The organism is Roseivivax sp. CAU 1753 (assembly GCF_054482575.1).
In genome coordinates this window covers 92,066-107,499 of record NZ_JBTLRF010000005.1, presented here as the reverse complement: position 1 = coordinate 107,499, position 15,434 = coordinate 92,066, and the positions used below count along the sequence as shown (strand labels likewise).

12 protein-coding genes and 1 other RNA gene are annotated in these 15,434 nt (G+C 67.0%); 4 read left to right on the top strand and 9 right to left on the bottom strand.

From position 1 onward, the window contains the following. Window positions 1-97: 97 nt before the first annotated feature. The 9 genes from ACXYMN_RS12095 to acuI all read right to left on the bottom strand — a co-directional run bounded on the left by ACXYMN_RS12095 (window position 98) and on the right by acuI (window position 12,152). On the bottom strand, window positions 98-817 hold the full coding sequence (locus ACXYMN_RS12095; protein WP_459013926.1) for an alanyl-tRNA editing protein: 720 nt from the start codon (window positions 815-817) through the stop codon (window positions 98-100). 13 nt (window positions 818-830) lie between these two features. Continuing rightward, window positions 831-3,338, bottom strand: coding sequence for a DUF3772 domain-containing protein (locus ACXYMN_RS12090; protein ID WP_459013924.1), 2,508 nt, complete (start codon window positions 3,336-3,338; stop codon window positions 831-833). After that, window positions 3,335-4,363, bottom strand: coding sequence for a cysteine synthase A (locus tag ACXYMN_RS12085; protein WP_459013923.1), 1,029 nt, complete (start codon window positions 4,361-4,363; stop codon window positions 3,335-3,337). Before ACXYMN_RS12085 ends, ACXYMN_RS12090 begins: the two co-directional genes overlap by 4 nt. A 62-nt stretch (window positions 4,364-4,425) precedes the next feature. Further along, window positions 4,426-5,541: a gamma-glutamylcyclotransferase gene (locus ACXYMN_RS12080; RefSeq protein ID WP_459013922.1), complete on the bottom strand. Its 1,116-nt coding sequence runs from the start codon at window positions 5,539-5,541 to the stop codon at window positions 4,426-4,428. A 1-nt stretch (window position 5,542) separates the two neighbouring features. Continuing rightward, on the bottom strand, window positions 5,543-5,983 hold the full coding sequence (locus tag ACXYMN_RS12075; RefSeq protein WP_459013921.1) for a TrgA family protein: 441 nt from the start codon (window positions 5,981-5,983) through the stop codon (window positions 5,543-5,545). Between the two features lie 7 nt (window positions 5,984-5,990). Beyond that, entirely contained in the window at window positions 5,991-7,199 is a 1,209-nt protein-coding gene (locus ACXYMN_RS12070) for a class I SAM-dependent methyltransferase (protein WP_459013920.1), read from the bottom strand. A 106-nt stretch (window positions 7,200-7,305) separates the two neighbouring features. Continuing rightward, window positions 7,306-8,727: a cryptochrome/photolyase family protein gene (locus ACXYMN_RS12065; RefSeq protein ID WP_459013919.1), complete on the bottom strand. Its 1,422-nt coding sequence runs from the start codon at window positions 8,725-8,727 to the stop codon at window positions 7,306-7,308. A gap of 322 nt (window positions 8,728-9,049) precedes the next feature. Beyond that, the gene (locus ACXYMN_RS12060) at window positions 9,050-10,756 is read right to left on the bottom strand and encodes a BCCT family transporter (RefSeq protein ID WP_459013918.1); all 1,707 of its coding nucleotides are present in this window, start codon (window positions 10,754-10,756) and stop codon (window positions 9,050-9,052) included. Window positions 10,757-11,159: 403 nt separating this feature from the next. Next, window positions 11,160-12,152: an acryloyl-CoA reductase gene (gene acuI, locus ACXYMN_RS12055; protein WP_459013916.1), complete on the bottom strand. Its 993-nt coding sequence runs from the start codon at window positions 12,150-12,152 to the stop codon at window positions 11,160-11,162. A 196-nt stretch (window positions 12,153-12,348) separates the two neighbouring features. Between acuI and ACXYMN_RS12050 the strand changes: the two genes are divergently transcribed. The 4 genes from ACXYMN_RS12050 (at window position 12,349) to chrA (ending at window position 15,372) form a co-directional block, all read left to right on the top strand. Continuing rightward, entirely contained in the window at window positions 12,349-12,699 is a 351-nt protein-coding gene (locus ACXYMN_RS12050) for a DUF4345 family protein (protein ID WP_459013915.1), read from the top strand. A 188-nt stretch (window positions 12,700-12,887) separates the two neighbouring features. After that, the gene (locus tag ACXYMN_RS12045) at window positions 12,888-13,340 is read left to right on the top strand and encodes a DsrE family protein (RefSeq protein WP_459013914.1); all 453 of its coding nucleotides are present in this window, start codon (window positions 12,888-12,890) and stop codon (window positions 13,338-13,340) included. 26 nt (window positions 13,341-13,366) lie between these two features. Next, window positions 13,367-13,715: a transfer-messenger RNA gene (ssrA, locus tag ACXYMN_RS12040) on the top strand. 418 nt (window positions 13,716-14,133) lie between these two features. Next, window positions 14,134-15,372, top strand: a complete 1,239-nt coding sequence (gene chrA / locus ACXYMN_RS12035) for a chromate efflux transporter (protein ID WP_459013913.1) — start codon at window positions 14,134-14,136, stop codon at window positions 15,370-15,372. The last annotated feature ends 62 nt before the right edge of the window (window positions 15,373-15,434 follow it).

Here is a 15,434-nt window from a genome sequence, read left to right as displayed (position 1 = left end):
AATTCTGTGCAGGTCAGCGTCGGGGCGACGTCGGGGCGGCGTCGGGCGGCATGTGGGGCGGTCTCCGGGGCAGCGTCCGACGCGGCGTCCGGGCGCGCTACGCGACCAGCGCGATGTGCACGCGGCGGTTCTGCCGGCCCTTGTTCTCGATCTCGCCCAGCCGCAGCGGACCGATCTCGCCTGTGGTGCGCACGTGGGTGCCGCCGCAGGGTTGCAGGTCGACCGTTTCCGCGTCGTCTCCGATCCTTACGAGGCGGATCCGCCCTGCCCCGCGCGGCGGCCGCACCGACAGCGTTTTCACCAGCCCCGGATTGGCATCCAGATCGGCGGCGTCGATCCACTCTTCGGTGACCGCAAGATCGCGCGCGATCAGCGCGTTGAGCGCGTCTTCCACCGCGTCCCTGTCCTCGGGCGGCTCGGGCATGGCGAAGTCGAGCCGTCCCTTGCCCGCGCCGATCTGCCCACCGGTCACCGGCAGCGGGATCACCACCGACAGCAGGTGCAGCGCCGTATGGATGCGCATATGCGCGTATCTGCGCGCCCAGTCGAGGCGCTGGGTCACCTCTGCCCCCTCGGGCGGCAGGGTCGCGGGTGCTGCGGGCACCAGGATCACGGTGTCCCGCGGCCCCTTGATCGCGGTGGCGATCTCGATCAAGCCGCCCACCCATTCGAGACTGCCGCTGTCGCCGGGCTGGCCGCCGCCGGTCGGGTAGAACACCGTGTCGGCGCAGATCACGCCGCCCTCCTCGGTCAGTCCGGTCACGCGGGTCCGCGCTTGGCGCAACTCCGGGTCGTCCCGGAACAGCAATCGGGTCATTCTTGCCGCCTCCTCAGTCTGCGTCCGCGTCCGCGTCGCCATCCGCATCGCCGTCGTCGTCGCGGCCCTTGCCGCCGCCGGTGCTGCGCGCCACGGCGCGATCGAGCGGGCCTTTCCCGGCCATGTCCCGCGGCGATTGCGTATCGGCGGCAAAGCCCGGGCGGTCTGCGTCGCCCTGCCCCGTCAGCGTCTCGGGGTTGCGCAGCCACAGATCGCGCTGCGGGATCGGGATGGCGATGCCTTCTTCGGCAAAGCGCTCCGCGATCTGGTGGTACATCTCGGTCTGCACCTCGAGTTTCTCGTTGATGTCGGTCAGGATCACCCGGATCTCGAACTCGATGCCATTCTCGCCAAAGCCCTGAAACAGGATGTAGGGCGCGGGGTTCATCAGCACCAGCGGATGCTCGCGGGCAATGCCAAGCAGCACCGAATGCACCTGCCGCGTGTCAGAACCGTAGGCCACCTTGACCGGCACGATCAGGCGACCCAGCGTGTTGCCGCGCGTGTAGTTGGTGACCGTGCCCGTCACCAGATCCGAGTTCGGCACGATGACGTCGAAGCGGTCGAAGGTCTCGATCCGGGTGGACCGGACCGAGATATCCTTGACGAAGCCCATGTTGTCGCCGACCGCGATCCAGTCGCCCTCGCCGATGGGCCTCTCGATCAGCAGGATGATGCCCGAGACGAAGTTCGACACGATGTTCTGCAGGCCAAAGCCGATGCCCACCGACAGCGCACCCGCGACAATGGCCAGCGATGACAGATCGATGCCCGCCGTGAAGAAGGCCAGCAGACCTGCGAAGAAGATGCCGACATACCCGACGCCCGCGACGATGGCGTTCTGACCTCCGATGTCCAGCTTGGTCTTCGGCAGCACCGCCGAGCGCAATCCGCTCTGCACGCCCCGGGTCAGCGCGAAGCCGATAAGGAACACCGCCAGGAAGGACAGGAAATCCGACGGCGAAATGACGCTATCGCCGATCTCGAAGCCGTTGAGAAAGGTCGCCCAAAGCTCGGTCAGGTCCGACACCCGCGCGCCCCAGATCAGCGCCAGCACCGGCATCGATGCCAGGATCAGCACGACGCCCGCGAAGACCGGGATCAGCGAATTGGTTTCCTGCGGCGGCTTGCCGGTCACCAGCTTGTAGAGGTCGCCGACAAAGCGCAGAAGCACCAGGATCGAGCCCGCCACCAGCATCGTCGCGATCATCGGGAAGGTCAGTTTCTGGGCCACCCGTTGCAGCCCCACCGCCGACGCCACCGGTGCGGCCAGCGCCGTCATGGTCAGCAGGCGGCCGAACACCCGCGCCACCCGCAGGCGGAAATGCATCGGGTCATGGTCGTCCTCGTTGCCGCTGTCGTTTTCCAGCCGCGCGCGGCGGAAGATGGTGCCCAGCCGGAACAGCAGCAGCGATGCGCTGGTGACGATGCAGAAGCTCAGCACCGCATTGGCCCCGTTGGAATAGGCATCCGCCCGCGACAGCAGCACCGTCAGCCCGCTCAGGATCATCAGGAACGACAAGGCCCCGAAGGAATAGCGCGCCTCGGTGCGCCGCGCCGCCTCGAGCGGCAACGTCGCCTCGTCGTCGTCGGGCGAAAAGGTCTGCAGCGCCAACCAGCGGATGAACACCACGATGCCCACCCAGACCGGCAGTTTCGCCAGCACCTGCTCGGCCCTTGGGCCGATGATCCCGGTCATCTGCACGCCAAGCGCGATCAGGATGATGCCGCCCAGCGGCAGGGCGATCATTCCCAGCGACGCAAGGAACCGCCAGACCCCGGTGCCGCGCCGCGCGGTGGTCCGGCGCAAATAGGATGTGCCACGTTCTGCCCAGGCCCGTCCGCGCGCCAGCAGGACAAAGCCGAACAGGCACATCGCCACCGCCAATGGCAGCCGTTCTTCCCGCTCGAGAAGCTCGTCCCATCTGATCTCCCGATCGGTCTCGGCGACGAAGGCCGCCATCGAGCCCACGACCGCGTCCGCCGCCTCGGTCCAGTGCGTCGGGTTGAAGGGCGACGGTCCGCGCCGGAACAGACGTTCCGCGGCCCGGGTGCGGATGGCGGTGTCGATTTCCTTGATGATGCCGTTGGCGCGGGTGAAGGCCTCGTCGGCGGCGACGATCGGGGCCTGCGCCGCGTTCAGTTGCCGGTTCAGCTCTTCGCGGCGATTGGCGATGTCCTGCGCTTCGGTCTTGCCCTCTTCGGGTGGCGGCCCAAGCGCATCGATCTGGCTTTGCAGCGTCGCGACGCGGGTCTTCTGCTCGGTCTGCTGCACATTGAAGCGGTCGCGAAAGGCCGCGACCTTGGCGCGCAGTTCCTCGAGGGTGGCGATCTCGGCGCCGCTCTCGGCCAGCGTCTCCTCGACGCGCGAGGCCACCTCGTCCCACTGTTCGAAGTTGATCTCGGGGCGCGTGCCGGACGACGCGGCAGCCCCTTCCGGCGGGGCCTGCGCGACCGCCGCCCCCGCCCAGATCAGCAGGATCGCGAACGCGTGGAGGCAGCGGGCCGCAAGGCGGCTCATACGTCCTCGAAGACGCCCGGGATCGACGCCGGCGCCCGGTCGAGCCAGGGCGGCAGCGGCAGCCCCTTGGCCATCAGGAAATCGGGATTGAACAGCTTGGACTGGTAGCGATTGCCGAAGTCGCACAGGATCGTGACGATGGTATGCCCCGGCCCCATTTCGCGTGCCATCCGCATCGCGCCCGCGACGTTGACCCCGGTCGAACCGCCCATCACCAGCCCTTCATGCTGCAGCAGGTCGAAGACGATGGGCAGCGCTTCGCCATCGGCGACGCGACAGACAAAATCCGGGGTAAAGCCTTCGAGGTTGGCGGTGATCCGCCCCTGCCCAATACCCTCGGTGATCGAGTCCCCGGGGTTGTCCTCGCCGGTAAAGATCTTGAAAAGCCCCGCGCCCTCGGGGTCGGCCAGACCGACCTTCACGCCCTTGGGTTGCAGCACCATGCCCACGCCCGCGACCGTCCCGCCCGACCCCGCGGCGCAGATGAACCCGTCGACGCGGCCGCTGGTCTGTTCCCAGATCTCGGGGCCCGTGGTCTCGATATGGGCCTGCCGGTTGGCGATGTTGTCGAACTGGTTGGCCCAGATCGCACCATGGGGTTCGGTCTTGGCCAGTTCCGCCGCCAGACGTCCGGAATAGCGCACGTAGTTGTTGGGGTTCTTGTAGGGCGCGGCCGGCACCTCGACCAGCTCGGCGCCCGCCAGCCGCAACATGTCCTTCTTTTCCTGGCTCTGCGTCTCGGGGATCACGATCACCGTCTTGAAGCCCATCGACGCGCCCACCAGCGCAAGCCCGATGCCGGTATTGCCCGCGGTGCCTTCGACGATGGTGCCGCCGGGCTCCAGCAGGCCGCGCTTGACCGCGTCGCGGATGATGAACAGCGCCGCACGATCCTTGACCGACTGGCCCGGGTTCATGAACTCGGCCTTGCCGTAGATGTGGCAGCCGGTGGCGTCGCTGGCCTGTCTCAGCCGGATCAGGGGGGTGCGACCGACCGCGTCGGCGAGGTCCTTGGCGATACGCATTGCGGCTCCTTCTCGATGTCCCGCTCGGTTGCCCATCGGTGTAGGGCGGCCTTGGCGGGAACTCAAGCGGATGCGCGCAGCCCGGCCCTTTCCCGCGCCAGCCACAGCAGCATCATGGCCAGCGGCCCGGCATTGATTTCACCCGTCTCGACCAGCGCCATGGCGCGGTCGAACCCGATGACGTGACTGCGGATATCCTCGTGCTCGTCATCCAGCCCGCCATGCATGACGTCCCGGTCTGACAGGTCCGCAAGCCCCAGGAAACAATGGAAAAATTCCGTCGAATAGCCGGGCGAGGCATAGACCTTCAGCATCGGGCGGATGTCGCGCAGGCTCAGATGCGCCTCTTCGACCGCCTCGCGCCGGGCCGCCTCGATGGGCGCTTCCCCGGCATCGACCAGCCCGGCCACAGGCTCCAGAACCCAGGGGCGCGGATCGTCGCGCATCAGCGGACCATAGCGGAACTGCTCGATCAACAGGACCTGGTCGGTGACCGGATCATAGGGCAGCACCAGCGCCGCATCGAAGGCGCAGAACGCCTCGCGGGTGACCTCTTCGGACTGGCCGCCGCGGAAATGCGGATACTGCACCGAAAAGCGGCGCAGACGGAAAAACCCGTCCCAGCCGCCCGGCGCATGGGCGAAACGGGCGATATCGGCCAGAGACATGGCGCTGCGCAACGTCGCCGGTGCCGCCTCCTGCGCCATCTGCCGCCCCCAGGCGCGGGCCGCGAAAACCGGCCAGAGCGCGTGTGCGTCCTCTGCCGTCTCGCGCCCGTGGCGGGCCATGATCTCGGCGGCGGCCCCGGTGGCGATGTCGCCCCAGCGCGCGGCCCAGTCGTCGATGTCGAACGGCGCATCGGGCTCGGGCGTGTGATCGGGAAAATAGACCCAGACCTCTTGCGGACCCTGCCCGGTGGTGACCGTGCGCGTCTCGGCACGGTAGCCAAAGCCCGCCTCGTAGAAATCCAGCCGCGCGGCCATCTCGGGGCCAACCTCGATCATCTGCCCGTGGGCCACATCGCCCGCCGCCCCGCGGATCACCGGATAGGCCGCGTTCTTGACCCAGTACACCGCATGATCGTCAAGCCGCGCCGGCGTCGTGTCCGCCGCGCCCCCGGCCACCACCGCAAACAGCGGCGCATGCCGCAGCGTTCCGTAAAGGAAATACCGGGTCACGTCAGCGCCAGTAGTGGCTTGAGATTTCGACCGCTATTCCGACGATGATCGCCCCCAGCACCAACAGGCCAAGCACGTTTGGCGTCAGCACGTAAGCGCCGTATTCGATGAAGTTGGCGATCGTGCTGTTGATCGCCTCGAAGATGTTGTCGAACTTCCGCTCCAGCGAATCCTCGACCATGGTGTTGACCGATTGCACAAACAGGCACGACAGCACCATCATCGTGGTGCCGGTGATGCCATTGGTGATCGCCGCCGACGTGCCGCCCCCGGCTCTGGCCCCGATCAGACGCCAGCCAAGAAAGAAGCCGACCAGTGCGTCGACCTCTGAAAACCAGCCGAAGACCGTGCTGGACGGCAACATCGGCTTGATCATTTCAGAGGCGGCATAGGCCAATGCCGCAAGCAACAAAGCCGCGACCAGTTTCGGTGCTGTTGGCATGACCCTCTCAACTCGGACGCTGCAACGTGATCTGCGTGACGTCGCAGTTTCCCGACGCGAATGTCGCGGCACAGGACGTCAGGTAGAAGTTCCACATGCGCCGGAAGCGATCGTCAAACCCCAATCGCTGCACCTCATCCCATTTTTCGTTGAACGTGTCGTGCCAGCGACGCAGGGTCTGCGAATAGCTCTCTCCGAACTCGACCGAACGGACGATGTCGAGGCCCGCGCGCCGGATCTCGTCGCGCAGCACCACCGGCGACGGCAACATGCCGCCCGGAAAGATGTATTTCTGGATGAAGTCCGGCCCGCGCTTGTAGACGTGCCAGCGGCGATGCTGGACGGTGATGATCTGCAGGGTTGCGTTGGCACCGGGCTTCAGGCGCTTCTTCACGGTGTCGAAATAGACCGGCCAGTATTTCTCGCCCACCGCCTCGAACATCTCGATCGACGCGATGCCGTCGTAGCTGCCGCGCTCGTCGCGGTAGTCCTGCAGCTTGAAATCGACCCGATCCTCGAGGCCCGCGCGGCGGATGCGGTCCCGGGCATAGTTGAACTGTTCCTCCGAAATGGTCAGCCCGGTCACCCGCAGCCCCCGCTCTTTCGCGGCATATTCGGCAAACCCGCCCCAGCCGCAGCCGATCTCGAGCACGTGATCCCCGGGCTTTGCCCCCATCTGGTCGATCATCGAGGCATATTTCTGCGTCTGCGCCCGTTCGAGGTCCTCCTGCCCGGTCTCGAACTTGGCCGAGGAATAGGTCATCGTGTCATCCAGCCAGAGCCCGTAGAAATCGTTGCCCAGATCGTAGTGATGCGAAATGTTCCTGCGCGCCTGCCGCTTCGAGTTGGACTGCCACCAGAAGCGCAGGTTTTCATACAGACGCACCAGCCCCATGCCGGGAAATCCGTCATAGATGTCCTCATTGTCCGCATGGACCAGATCCATGAAGCCCATCAGGTCCGGCGTCGACCACCAGCCGTCCAGATAGGCCTCGCAGAACCCCATGTCGCCCTCGCGGATCAGCCGGGCGAACAGATCGTCGTTATGCACCTGCAGAACCGCCACCGGACCGGGATTGCGGCCTTCGGCGCGAAACGTCCGCCCGTCGGGCAGCACGAAGTCGATGCGCCCGTTGTTCATCTCCCGGGCCATGGCAAAGACCTGCGGGAAATAGCGCGGCAGGTCCTGCTGGCCGGTTGTGTCGTCAAGGATCATGGCTCGGTCTCCGGTGTCACCCGCCGGGCACGCAGCGCCTTGGGTGATGAAATTCAATGATATGACGGGCGGATGCGTCCCCACAAGCCGGGCCCGCGCCCGCGGCCTAGAAGTCGCGGTTTTCATACGCCTCGAGCGCGCGCTTGCGGCCCTCGTCGGCCGCGACGATCGGCTCGGGGTAGTCATCCCCCGCCGACATCGGCCAGGACCGCGGGATCGCCTTGAAATAGCTCAGCGCGGTGTCGGGCGGGGTGTCCTGCCCCTCGGCGATCCAGCGGTTCACGTAGACCCGCTGCTTGTCGAAGCGGTCCAGCTGCGTCTCGGGGTTGAAGACCCGGAAATAGGGCGTCGCATCGGGGCCCGACCCCGCCGACCATTGCCAGCCCATCGCGTTCGAGGCCGGGTCCCAGTCGATCAGACAGTCCTCGAACCAGCGCTGCCCGATGCGCCAGTGGCACATCAGGTGCTTGCACAGATACGAGGCCACGATCATCCGGCCCCGGTTGTGCATCCGGCCCGTCACGTACATCTCGCGCATCGCCGCGTCGACGAAGGCCATGCCGGTACGCCCCTGCTTCCACGCCTTGACCTCGGCCAGTCGCTCGTCCTCGTTCCACGGAAAGGCGTTCCAGTCCTCGCGCCAGTTGTCGGTGGTGATGCGCGGCGTGTGCCACACCAGGTGATAGGCGAACTCGCGCCAGACCAGCTCTTTCAGAAAGGTCTCTGCCCCCGCCTTGCCCGCCGCGCGCGCCCGCACCCCGGCATGCCAGCACTGCGCCGGGGTGATCTCGCCCAGCGCCAGGTTCTCCGACAGGTTCGAGGTGCCGTCCTCGGCGGGCAGATCGCGGCCCGCGTCGTAATCGGCGACCTTGTGCGCCATGAAGACACCCAGCCGCGACTGCGCCGCCGCCTCGCCCAGCTGCACGTAGGGGCGCACCACCGCGGCCCCCCGGTCCATCGCCGCGCCAAGCGCCCAATCGCCCAGCGCATCGCTCCCGGGCCAGCTGTCCGGCGGCGCGATCGCCGCGGGCGCCGCCACCGGCTCTGCCACGTCGCGGTCCTTCACCGACCGCCAGAACGGCGTGTAGACCTTGTAATAGCCGCCCTGCTGGGTCTCGACGCTCCAGGGCTCGAACATCAGGTGCCCGCCGAAACTCTCGGCCCCGAGCCCCGCATCCTTCAGCCCCGACTTGACCCGCGTATCGCGCTCGACCGCGTCGGGGTCATAGGCCCGGGTCCAGTAGACCGCGCCCGCGCCGGTCTCGCGGGCCAGCGCCTGCAACACTTCCAGCGGCGGCCCCGCCCGCAAGACCAGCCGCGATCCCTTGTCCTCCAGCGCCGTGGCCAGCGCCCCCAGCCCCAGCCCCAGACGCCATTGCGGCGCGGTGCCAAGCCGGTCCACCAGGTCGTCGCGGATGAAAACCGGGATCACCGGGCGGCCGCTGTTCACCGCGGCGGTCAGCGCGGCATGATCCGACAGCCGCAGATCGCGACGATACCAGAGCAGGATGGGGGATACGTCGGACAAGGCGGCCTCTTCGGTCAGGGGGCATGCACGCACGGATCATACCGCACCGCAGGTTTGCCTTGCCAGACATAGCCCTGCGTCGCGAAGGTCAACCGGCTTGATGCCATTCGCCCCCTGGCACCGCGCCGCGGACCCGCATCGCTTCATCTTTCCCTAAAAACGCCCGGGGGGTGAATTGGCCGCCCGCGGCCAAGAGGGGGCCGGCAGCCCCCTTGCCCGCTCCCGGATCCGGCACGGATCCCGGGGCCAGACATGCATGCGGGGCCCCCCGGGGCCCCGCATTCGACATCCTCGAACGGCAACCTTGCCGGTGTTCCCGGGCTCAGTGCCTCTCGCTGCGCAGACCCTTGTAGATCGCGAAACACATGACCAGCAGCACGATGGTGAACGGCAGTCCGGTCGAGATCACCATCGCCTGCAACGACGACAGGCCGCCGCCCAGCAGCAGCGCGATGGCCACCGCCCCTTCCACCAGGCACCAGAACACCCGCTGCGGCACCGGCGCGTCGACCTTGCCGCCGGCGGTGATCGTGTCGATCACCAGGCTGCCCGAATCCGACGAGGTCACGAAGAAGACGATGACCAGGACGATGCCGATGAAGCTGGTGATCGAGGCCAGCGGCAGCGCCTCCAGCATGGCAAACAGCTGCAACTCCAGTGCCGCATCCTTCGCGGCGGTGTAGTTGTCGTTGACCACCTGGCTGATCGCGGTGCCGCCGAAGGTCGTCATCCACAGCACGCAGACAAGGCTCGGGATCAGCAGCACGCAGATGACGAACTCGCGCACCGTGCGCCCGCGCGACACCCGCGCGATGAACATGCCGACGAAGGGCGACCAGGAAATCCACCAGGCCCAGTAGAACGCGGTCCAGCCCTGCATGAAGTTGGTGTCCTGCCGCCCGAACGGGTTCGACAGCGCCAGCAGGTTGGTCAGATACGCCCACAGCCCCGAAAAGAAGCCGGTGACGATCTCGACCGTCGGGCCGACGAACAGCACGAAAAGCAGCAGCAGCGCCGCCAGTCCCATGTTGATCTCCGACAGCACCTTGACGCCGCCGTCGAGGCCGCGCAGCACCGAGACCAGCGCCACCAGCGTGATCACCGAAATCAGCACCACCAGAAGCGCGTTCGAATTGACCGCGCCGCTGTCCTCGGTGTTGCCGTAGGCGATCCCCCAGAGCGCGCGTGTGCCCTCTGCGGCGTCGCCCGACCCGAACAGCACCGTCAGCCCCGATGCCGCCTGCTGCGCGCCGATGCCCAACGATGTGGCCAGGCCGAACAGCGTCGCCAGCACCGCGATGGTGTCGATGACATGGCCGACCCAGCCCCAGACCGCCTCTCCGAAGATCGGATAGAAGGCCGAGCGGATCGAAAGCGGCAGGCCCTTGTTGTAGGAAAACAGCGCCAGCGCCAGCGCCACCACCGCGTAGATCGCCCAAGGGTGCAGACCCCAGTGAAAGATCGTCGCCGCCATGCCCAGCCGTGCCGCGGCCTCGGCGTCGCCGCCCGCAGCCCCCAGCGGGGCCCAGTCGGTGCGCGCCCCTGCCTCTCCGGCGGTGCCGCCCAGCGAGGACGAGAAATGCGACAGCGGCTCCGAGACGCCGTAGAACATCAGGCCGATGCCCATGCCCGCCGCGAACAGCATCGCGAACCAGCCGGGATAGGTGTAGTCCGGCGTCGCCTCGGTACCGCCCAGCCGGACCTTGCCCACGGGCAGCACGATCAGCGCCAGGCAGAACAGCACGAAGAAGTTGGCCGCGCTCAGAAACAGCCAGTCGAAGGTCGAGGTCAGCCACGGACGCAGCGCGCCGAAGACCGCCGCCGCCTGTTCGTCGAAGATCAGCGCGTAGAAGGTGAACAGCACCGTTCCCGCACCCGAGATCAGAAAGACCGGATTGTGGATATCGAACCCGATGGGGCCGATCGTGCCGTCGATATTGTCCTGTCCGATATCGTAATCGGTGTCGATCAGGTTGGTGTGTCCATCGGGCGTCGGTATGCCCTCCGCGACAATGTCGTCATTAGACATTTGGGAACTCCCTCTGTTTCCGTTCCTTGGCAGCGCTCGGCGTGTTCTGCGACGCCCGATGCCTGCCGTGTGACGCGGCCCGCCTCAGGCCGGGCCGGGCGGGACCTGCCCGTCAGAGCAGACCCCGGTGAAACCGGTCGGGACCGTCCGCATGCGACCTGTCGGCGTCACGATGCGATGCAAGCCCGGTTTCGTCCCGGTATCGTGCCGGTCGCGTGCCGTCTTCGTGCCGGTCGCGCACCGGTCGCGTGCCGTTTTCGTACCGGTCGCGTTCCGTTGCGACCCCGGTATCGTCCCGGTATCGTGTCGGTCGCGTGCCGGTGTCGTGGCTGATCCGGCAATGCGGCACCCCGCACGCGGTCCGCGCGCGGGGGCCCGCCTGAATGTGCCGAGCCTACCCGGCTCAGCCGCGCACGTCCACCAGCACCCGGCCCCGGACCTGGCCCTGCAGGATATCGTCGCCGAGCTTCGGCAGGTCCGCCAGGGTGGCGGGCTGGATCATCGCCTCGAGCTTGTCCATCGGCAGATCGCGCGCGATCCGCTTCCAGGCGCGCAGACGGTTGTCATAGGGCTGCATGACGCTGTCGATGCCCAGAAGGTTCACGCCGCGCAGCAGGAACGGCACCACCGTCGCGGGCAGGCCCGCGCCGCCGGCCAGCCCCACCGCCGCAACCGATGCGCCGTATTTCATCTGCCCCAGAACGCGCGCCAGCATGGCCCCGCCCACCGCATCGACGCAGCCCGCCCAGCGCTCTGCCTCGAGCGGGCGCTTGACGGTCTCGGCGATCTCTTCGCGCGGGACGATCTCGGTCGCGCCCAGATCGCGCAGGTAGTCGGCGCTTTCGGGCCGTCCGGTCACGCCCGCGACCTCATGGCCAAGCTTGGCCAGAATGGCGGTCGCGACCGACCCGACGCCGCCCGAGGCCCCGGTTACCAGAACCGGCCCCTGCCCGGGTTTCAGCCCGTGGTCCTCAAGCGCCATCACCGCCAGCATCGCGGTAAAGCCCGCCGTGCCCACCGCCATCGCCTGCTTGGTGCTCAGCCCCTCGGGCAGCGGCACCAGCCAGTCCGCCTTGACCCGCGCGCGTTCGGCATAGCCGCCCCAATGCACCTCGCCGACGCGCCAGCCGGTCAGCACGACACGGTCGCCGGGTTTGTAGCGGTCGTCGGTCGATGTCTCGACGGTGCCCGCGAAGTCGATCCCCGGAACATGCGGATAATTCCGTACAAGCCCGCCGCCCGGCCCGATGCACAGCCCGTCCTTGTAGTTCAGCGTCGAATACTCGACCGCCACGGTGACTTCGCCCTCGGGCAGGTCTTCAAGCGCGATCTCCTTGACCGCGGCGCTGGTCTTGCCGGTCTCTTCGTTCTTCTCGACAACGAGTGCCCTGAACATGACGTCCTCCCTTATCGTGTTTGCGTTCCGGATGGTTCATTCAAGATGGAGCTTCCGAAGTAACCCGTGCCGGTCGCAGCGACAATGGCCCAAACCCGGGACTTGTGTCGCGCGCCTCTCGTCACGGGCGACAACGGCGCTAGGTTGGCAGGCATAGCGGAAAAACAGCAAGCAAACAGCAAGCAAACGGTGGCCCATGATCGATCTCATCAACCTGACAATGGCCCTGGCCACCATCGCATTCGGCGCGTTCGGGCTGTTCGCGCCGGGCTACACGGCGCGGGTGCTCGACCTGGAATTCGGCGCGTCCGACATGGGCAAAAGCGAACTGCGCGCCTCTGCGGGCGGGCTGTTCATCGGTCTTGGCGTCGGTGCGATCCTGCTGGGCAACCCCATCGCCTACGCGATGATCGGGCTGGCCTATCTGGGCGCGGGAACCGGGCGGCTGGCGTCCAACCTGCTCGACGAGATGCCGCAACCGAAGGGCTGGGCGTTCTTCGCCTTCGAGGCGGTGTTCGCGGCCTGGCTGATCGGGGCCAATCTTTGAGCGCGTGCCGCCCCTCCCCAGGTCGCGATCACCGCGCGATCACCGCGCCATAACCCCGCCCGCACGACGACCCTAGCCCGCGCCGCCCCGGGCCATCTTTAAACATGAGAGTCTGGTGCATTAAACATAGACTGATGCGCATATTTCTATGTTAGTCTTGTCCCACTCGAAAAGGGAGGAGACCGACAATGACAAAATTCATCGCCGCGCTAAGCGCGCTTTTCTTCGTCATCGCAGGCCCGCTGATGGCCCAGCAAGACAACGGCTACGGCAAGCAGAAGGTCGTCTATCACATCAACTATAACGGTGGCGAAGGCGACAAGGCCTATCGCGGCGCGATGCGCAATATCCAGAACCACATCAACGCCGTGGGTGCCGAGAACATGGAGATCAAGGTCGTGCTGCATGGCAACGGGCTTGGCCTTCTGATGAGCGCCAAGGCCGACGAGACCTTGCAGACCCAGGTTGGCGGCCTGAAGTCGCAGAACGTGGACTTCGCGGTCTGCAACAACACCCTGCAGGGCCGCAAGATCAGCTATTCCGACGACCTCTACGACGTGTGGGAAGAAGACATCGTGCCTTCGGGCGTGGCCGAACTCTCGAAACTGCAACAGATGGGCTATACCTACATCAAACCCTGAGCCGGACAGCACCGCCGCCGGGAAACCGTCTTGAAATCCGGTGCCGGAATGTCCATGTTCCTACTGTCTCGCAAGGGACTATGGACATAAACGCGCTCGTAATAAGCGGATCGGACCCGGGGGCGGTACCCGGCGGCTCCACCAAATTTCCTTGTTGGGGGACCATGGGGCCGAAATAGGATCGACGAACGTCTAAAGGGGTTTGCTTTGTCTCGGTGAGGTACCACCGTTATCGGTCCGTAAAGCATAGTTGCCAACAACAATCATGCTCCGGTCGCCGTTGCTGCGTAAGCAGTAACAAGACCGAAACTTAAGTCCTGACCTCTAGCCAGGTCAGGCGGGGTTCGCAGGCACCTGGCAACAGAAGCCTGCACTTCATTCCCGCCTCTTCGCCCTGACGTGCCGCCCGCGCCCTCCGCCACACGTGCGCGCGCCGCGCTCCGCCCCCGCGCTCCGGCCCCGCGATCGGCGACCGGCAATCGGCAATTGACGCCACCGGCGCGGCCATGCTCTGTCCGGTGACGCATGCCCGTCCCACCGAGGAGCCCGCCTGATGTCCGCTGCCTTCGGCGATAGCGCCCCGCCGGTCTGCAAACCGGAAATGATCGGGCCAAAGACTGCGGTGAGCCGCAATTTCTAGACACTCAAAATCCAGCGACAGACGCAGGACCGGCGCATCCCCGCTGCCCGTACCCCCGGGTCCGGTCGCGCCCCCGTCCCTGACCCCTCGAAACGGCCCGTCTCAGCGCCGCGCCTGCCGCACCCGTCAACGTCCCGTCTTGGCCGTACAGCTATGCCCGCGCCCGGCCTGACCGACCTTGCCCGTGTCTTTCACCGCATCGGCTGGCTGTCCTTCGGCGGCCCCGCGGCCCAGATCGCGCTTCTGCACCGCGAACTGGTCGAGACCCGGGACTGGCTCGAGGAGCGCCGCTTTCTCGACGCGCTCAGCCTCTGCATGCTGTTGCCGGGCCCCGAGGCGATGCAGCTTGCAACCTATGCCGGATGGCGGCTCCACGGGGTGCGCGGCGGGCTGATCGCGGGCGGCCTCTTCGTGTTGCCGGGGGCCGCGGTCATCGCGGCGCTTGCGCTGACCTATGCCGCGCTTGGCACAGCCCCCGTCGCCGAGGCGCTGCTGCGCGGGGTGCAGGCGACGGTGATCGTGATCGTGGCGCAGGCGCTTTGGCGGCTGACCCGCAAGACCCTCCTCGGCGGTGCCCCGCTGGCGCTTGCCGCCTTCGCCTTTGTCGGCCTCTACGCGGCGCAGATCCCCTATCCGGCGCTGCTGGCGCTGGCCGCCGCAGTCGGGGCCTGGCTGTTCCGCACGCCGCTTGCCGACACCGTGCCCGCCCCCGTGCCCCGCATGGCGACCCCGACGCTTGTCATCGGCACGGCGCTCTGGCTCGCGCCGCTGGCGGTGCTCGCGCTGATCGACGCGCCCTTCCTGCTTGCCATTGCGGGCTTCTTCGCCAAGCTCGCCGTGCTCAGCTTTGGCGGAGCCTATGCCGCGCTGGCCTACATGGCGCAGGATGCCAGCTGGGTCACGCCCGCGGCGATGATCGACGCGCTGGGACTGGCCGAAACGACCCCCGGCCCGCTGGTCCTGGCGACGCAATTCGTGGCGATGGTCGCGGGGCACGGCGCCGGCGGCTGGCCCATCGCCCTTGCCGCCGGTCTGCTCACGCTCTGGATGATGTTCCTGCCGTCCTTCCTGTTCATCTTCGCGCTTGCCCCGCAGATCGACCGGCTGCGCCGCCTGCCTGCCCTGACCGGCGCGCTCACCGGTGTGACGGCGGCGGTGGTCGGGGTGATCCTCAATCTCGGCGTGTTTTTCGCGCTGCATGTGCTGTTCGCCCGGACCCGCTCCGCGACCCTCGGCCCTCTTGCAATCGAGGTTCCGGTCCTGTCCTCGCTGTCGCCCGGGGCGCTGGTTCTGGTGGCCGTCGCCGCCGCGCTGCTGCTGGGACGCCGGACCGGCATCCTGCCCGCGCTGATCGCGACGGCCACGCTTTCCGGCATCATGGCGCTGATCTGACCGGCGCTGTGCCCGGGTTTGCGATTTTGCGCCGGTCTGCCCCTTTTACTCCGCGCCGAATC

Excerpts from the sequence above, each read along its gene's own strand:
- ACXYMN_RS12095 (WP_459013926.1), bottom strand. The coding sequence starts at position 817 with ATGACCCGATTGCTGTTCCGGGACGACCCGGAGTTGCGCCAAGCGCGG.
- ACXYMN_RS12090 (WP_459013924.1), bottom strand. The coding sequence starts at position 3,338 with ATGAGCCGCCTTGCGGCCCGCTGCCTCCACGCGTTCGCGATCCTGCTG.
- ACXYMN_RS12085 (WP_459013923.1), bottom strand. The coding sequence starts at position 4,363 with ATGCGTATCGCCAAGGACCTCGCCGACGCGGTCGGTCGCACCCCCCTG.
- ACXYMN_RS12075 (WP_459013921.1), bottom strand. The coding sequence starts at position 5,983 with ATGCCAACAGCACCGAAACTGGTCGCGGCTTTGTTGCTTGCGGCATTG.
- ACXYMN_RS12070 (WP_459013920.1), bottom strand. The coding sequence starts at position 7,199 with ATGATCCTTGACGACACAACCGGCCAGCAGGACCTGCCGCGCTATTTC.
- ACXYMN_RS12060 (WP_459013918.1), bottom strand. The coding sequence starts at position 10,756 with ATGTCTAATGACGACATTGTCGCGGAGGGCATACCGACGCCCGATGGA.
- acuI (WP_459013916.1), bottom strand. The coding sequence starts at position 12,152 with ATGTTCAGGGCACTCGTTGTCGAGAAGAACGAAGAGACCGGCAAGACC.
- ACXYMN_RS12050 (WP_459013915.1), top strand. The coding sequence starts at position 12,349 with ATGATCGATCTCATCAACCTGACAATGGCCCTGGCCACCATCGCATTC.
- ACXYMN_RS12045 (WP_459013914.1), top strand. The coding sequence starts at position 12,888 with ATGACAAAATTCATCGCCGCGCTAAGCGCGCTTTTCTTCGTCATCGCA.
- chrA (WP_459013913.1), top strand. The coding sequence starts at position 14,134 with ATGCCCGCGCCCGGCCTGACCGACCTTGCCCGTGTCTTTCACCGCATC.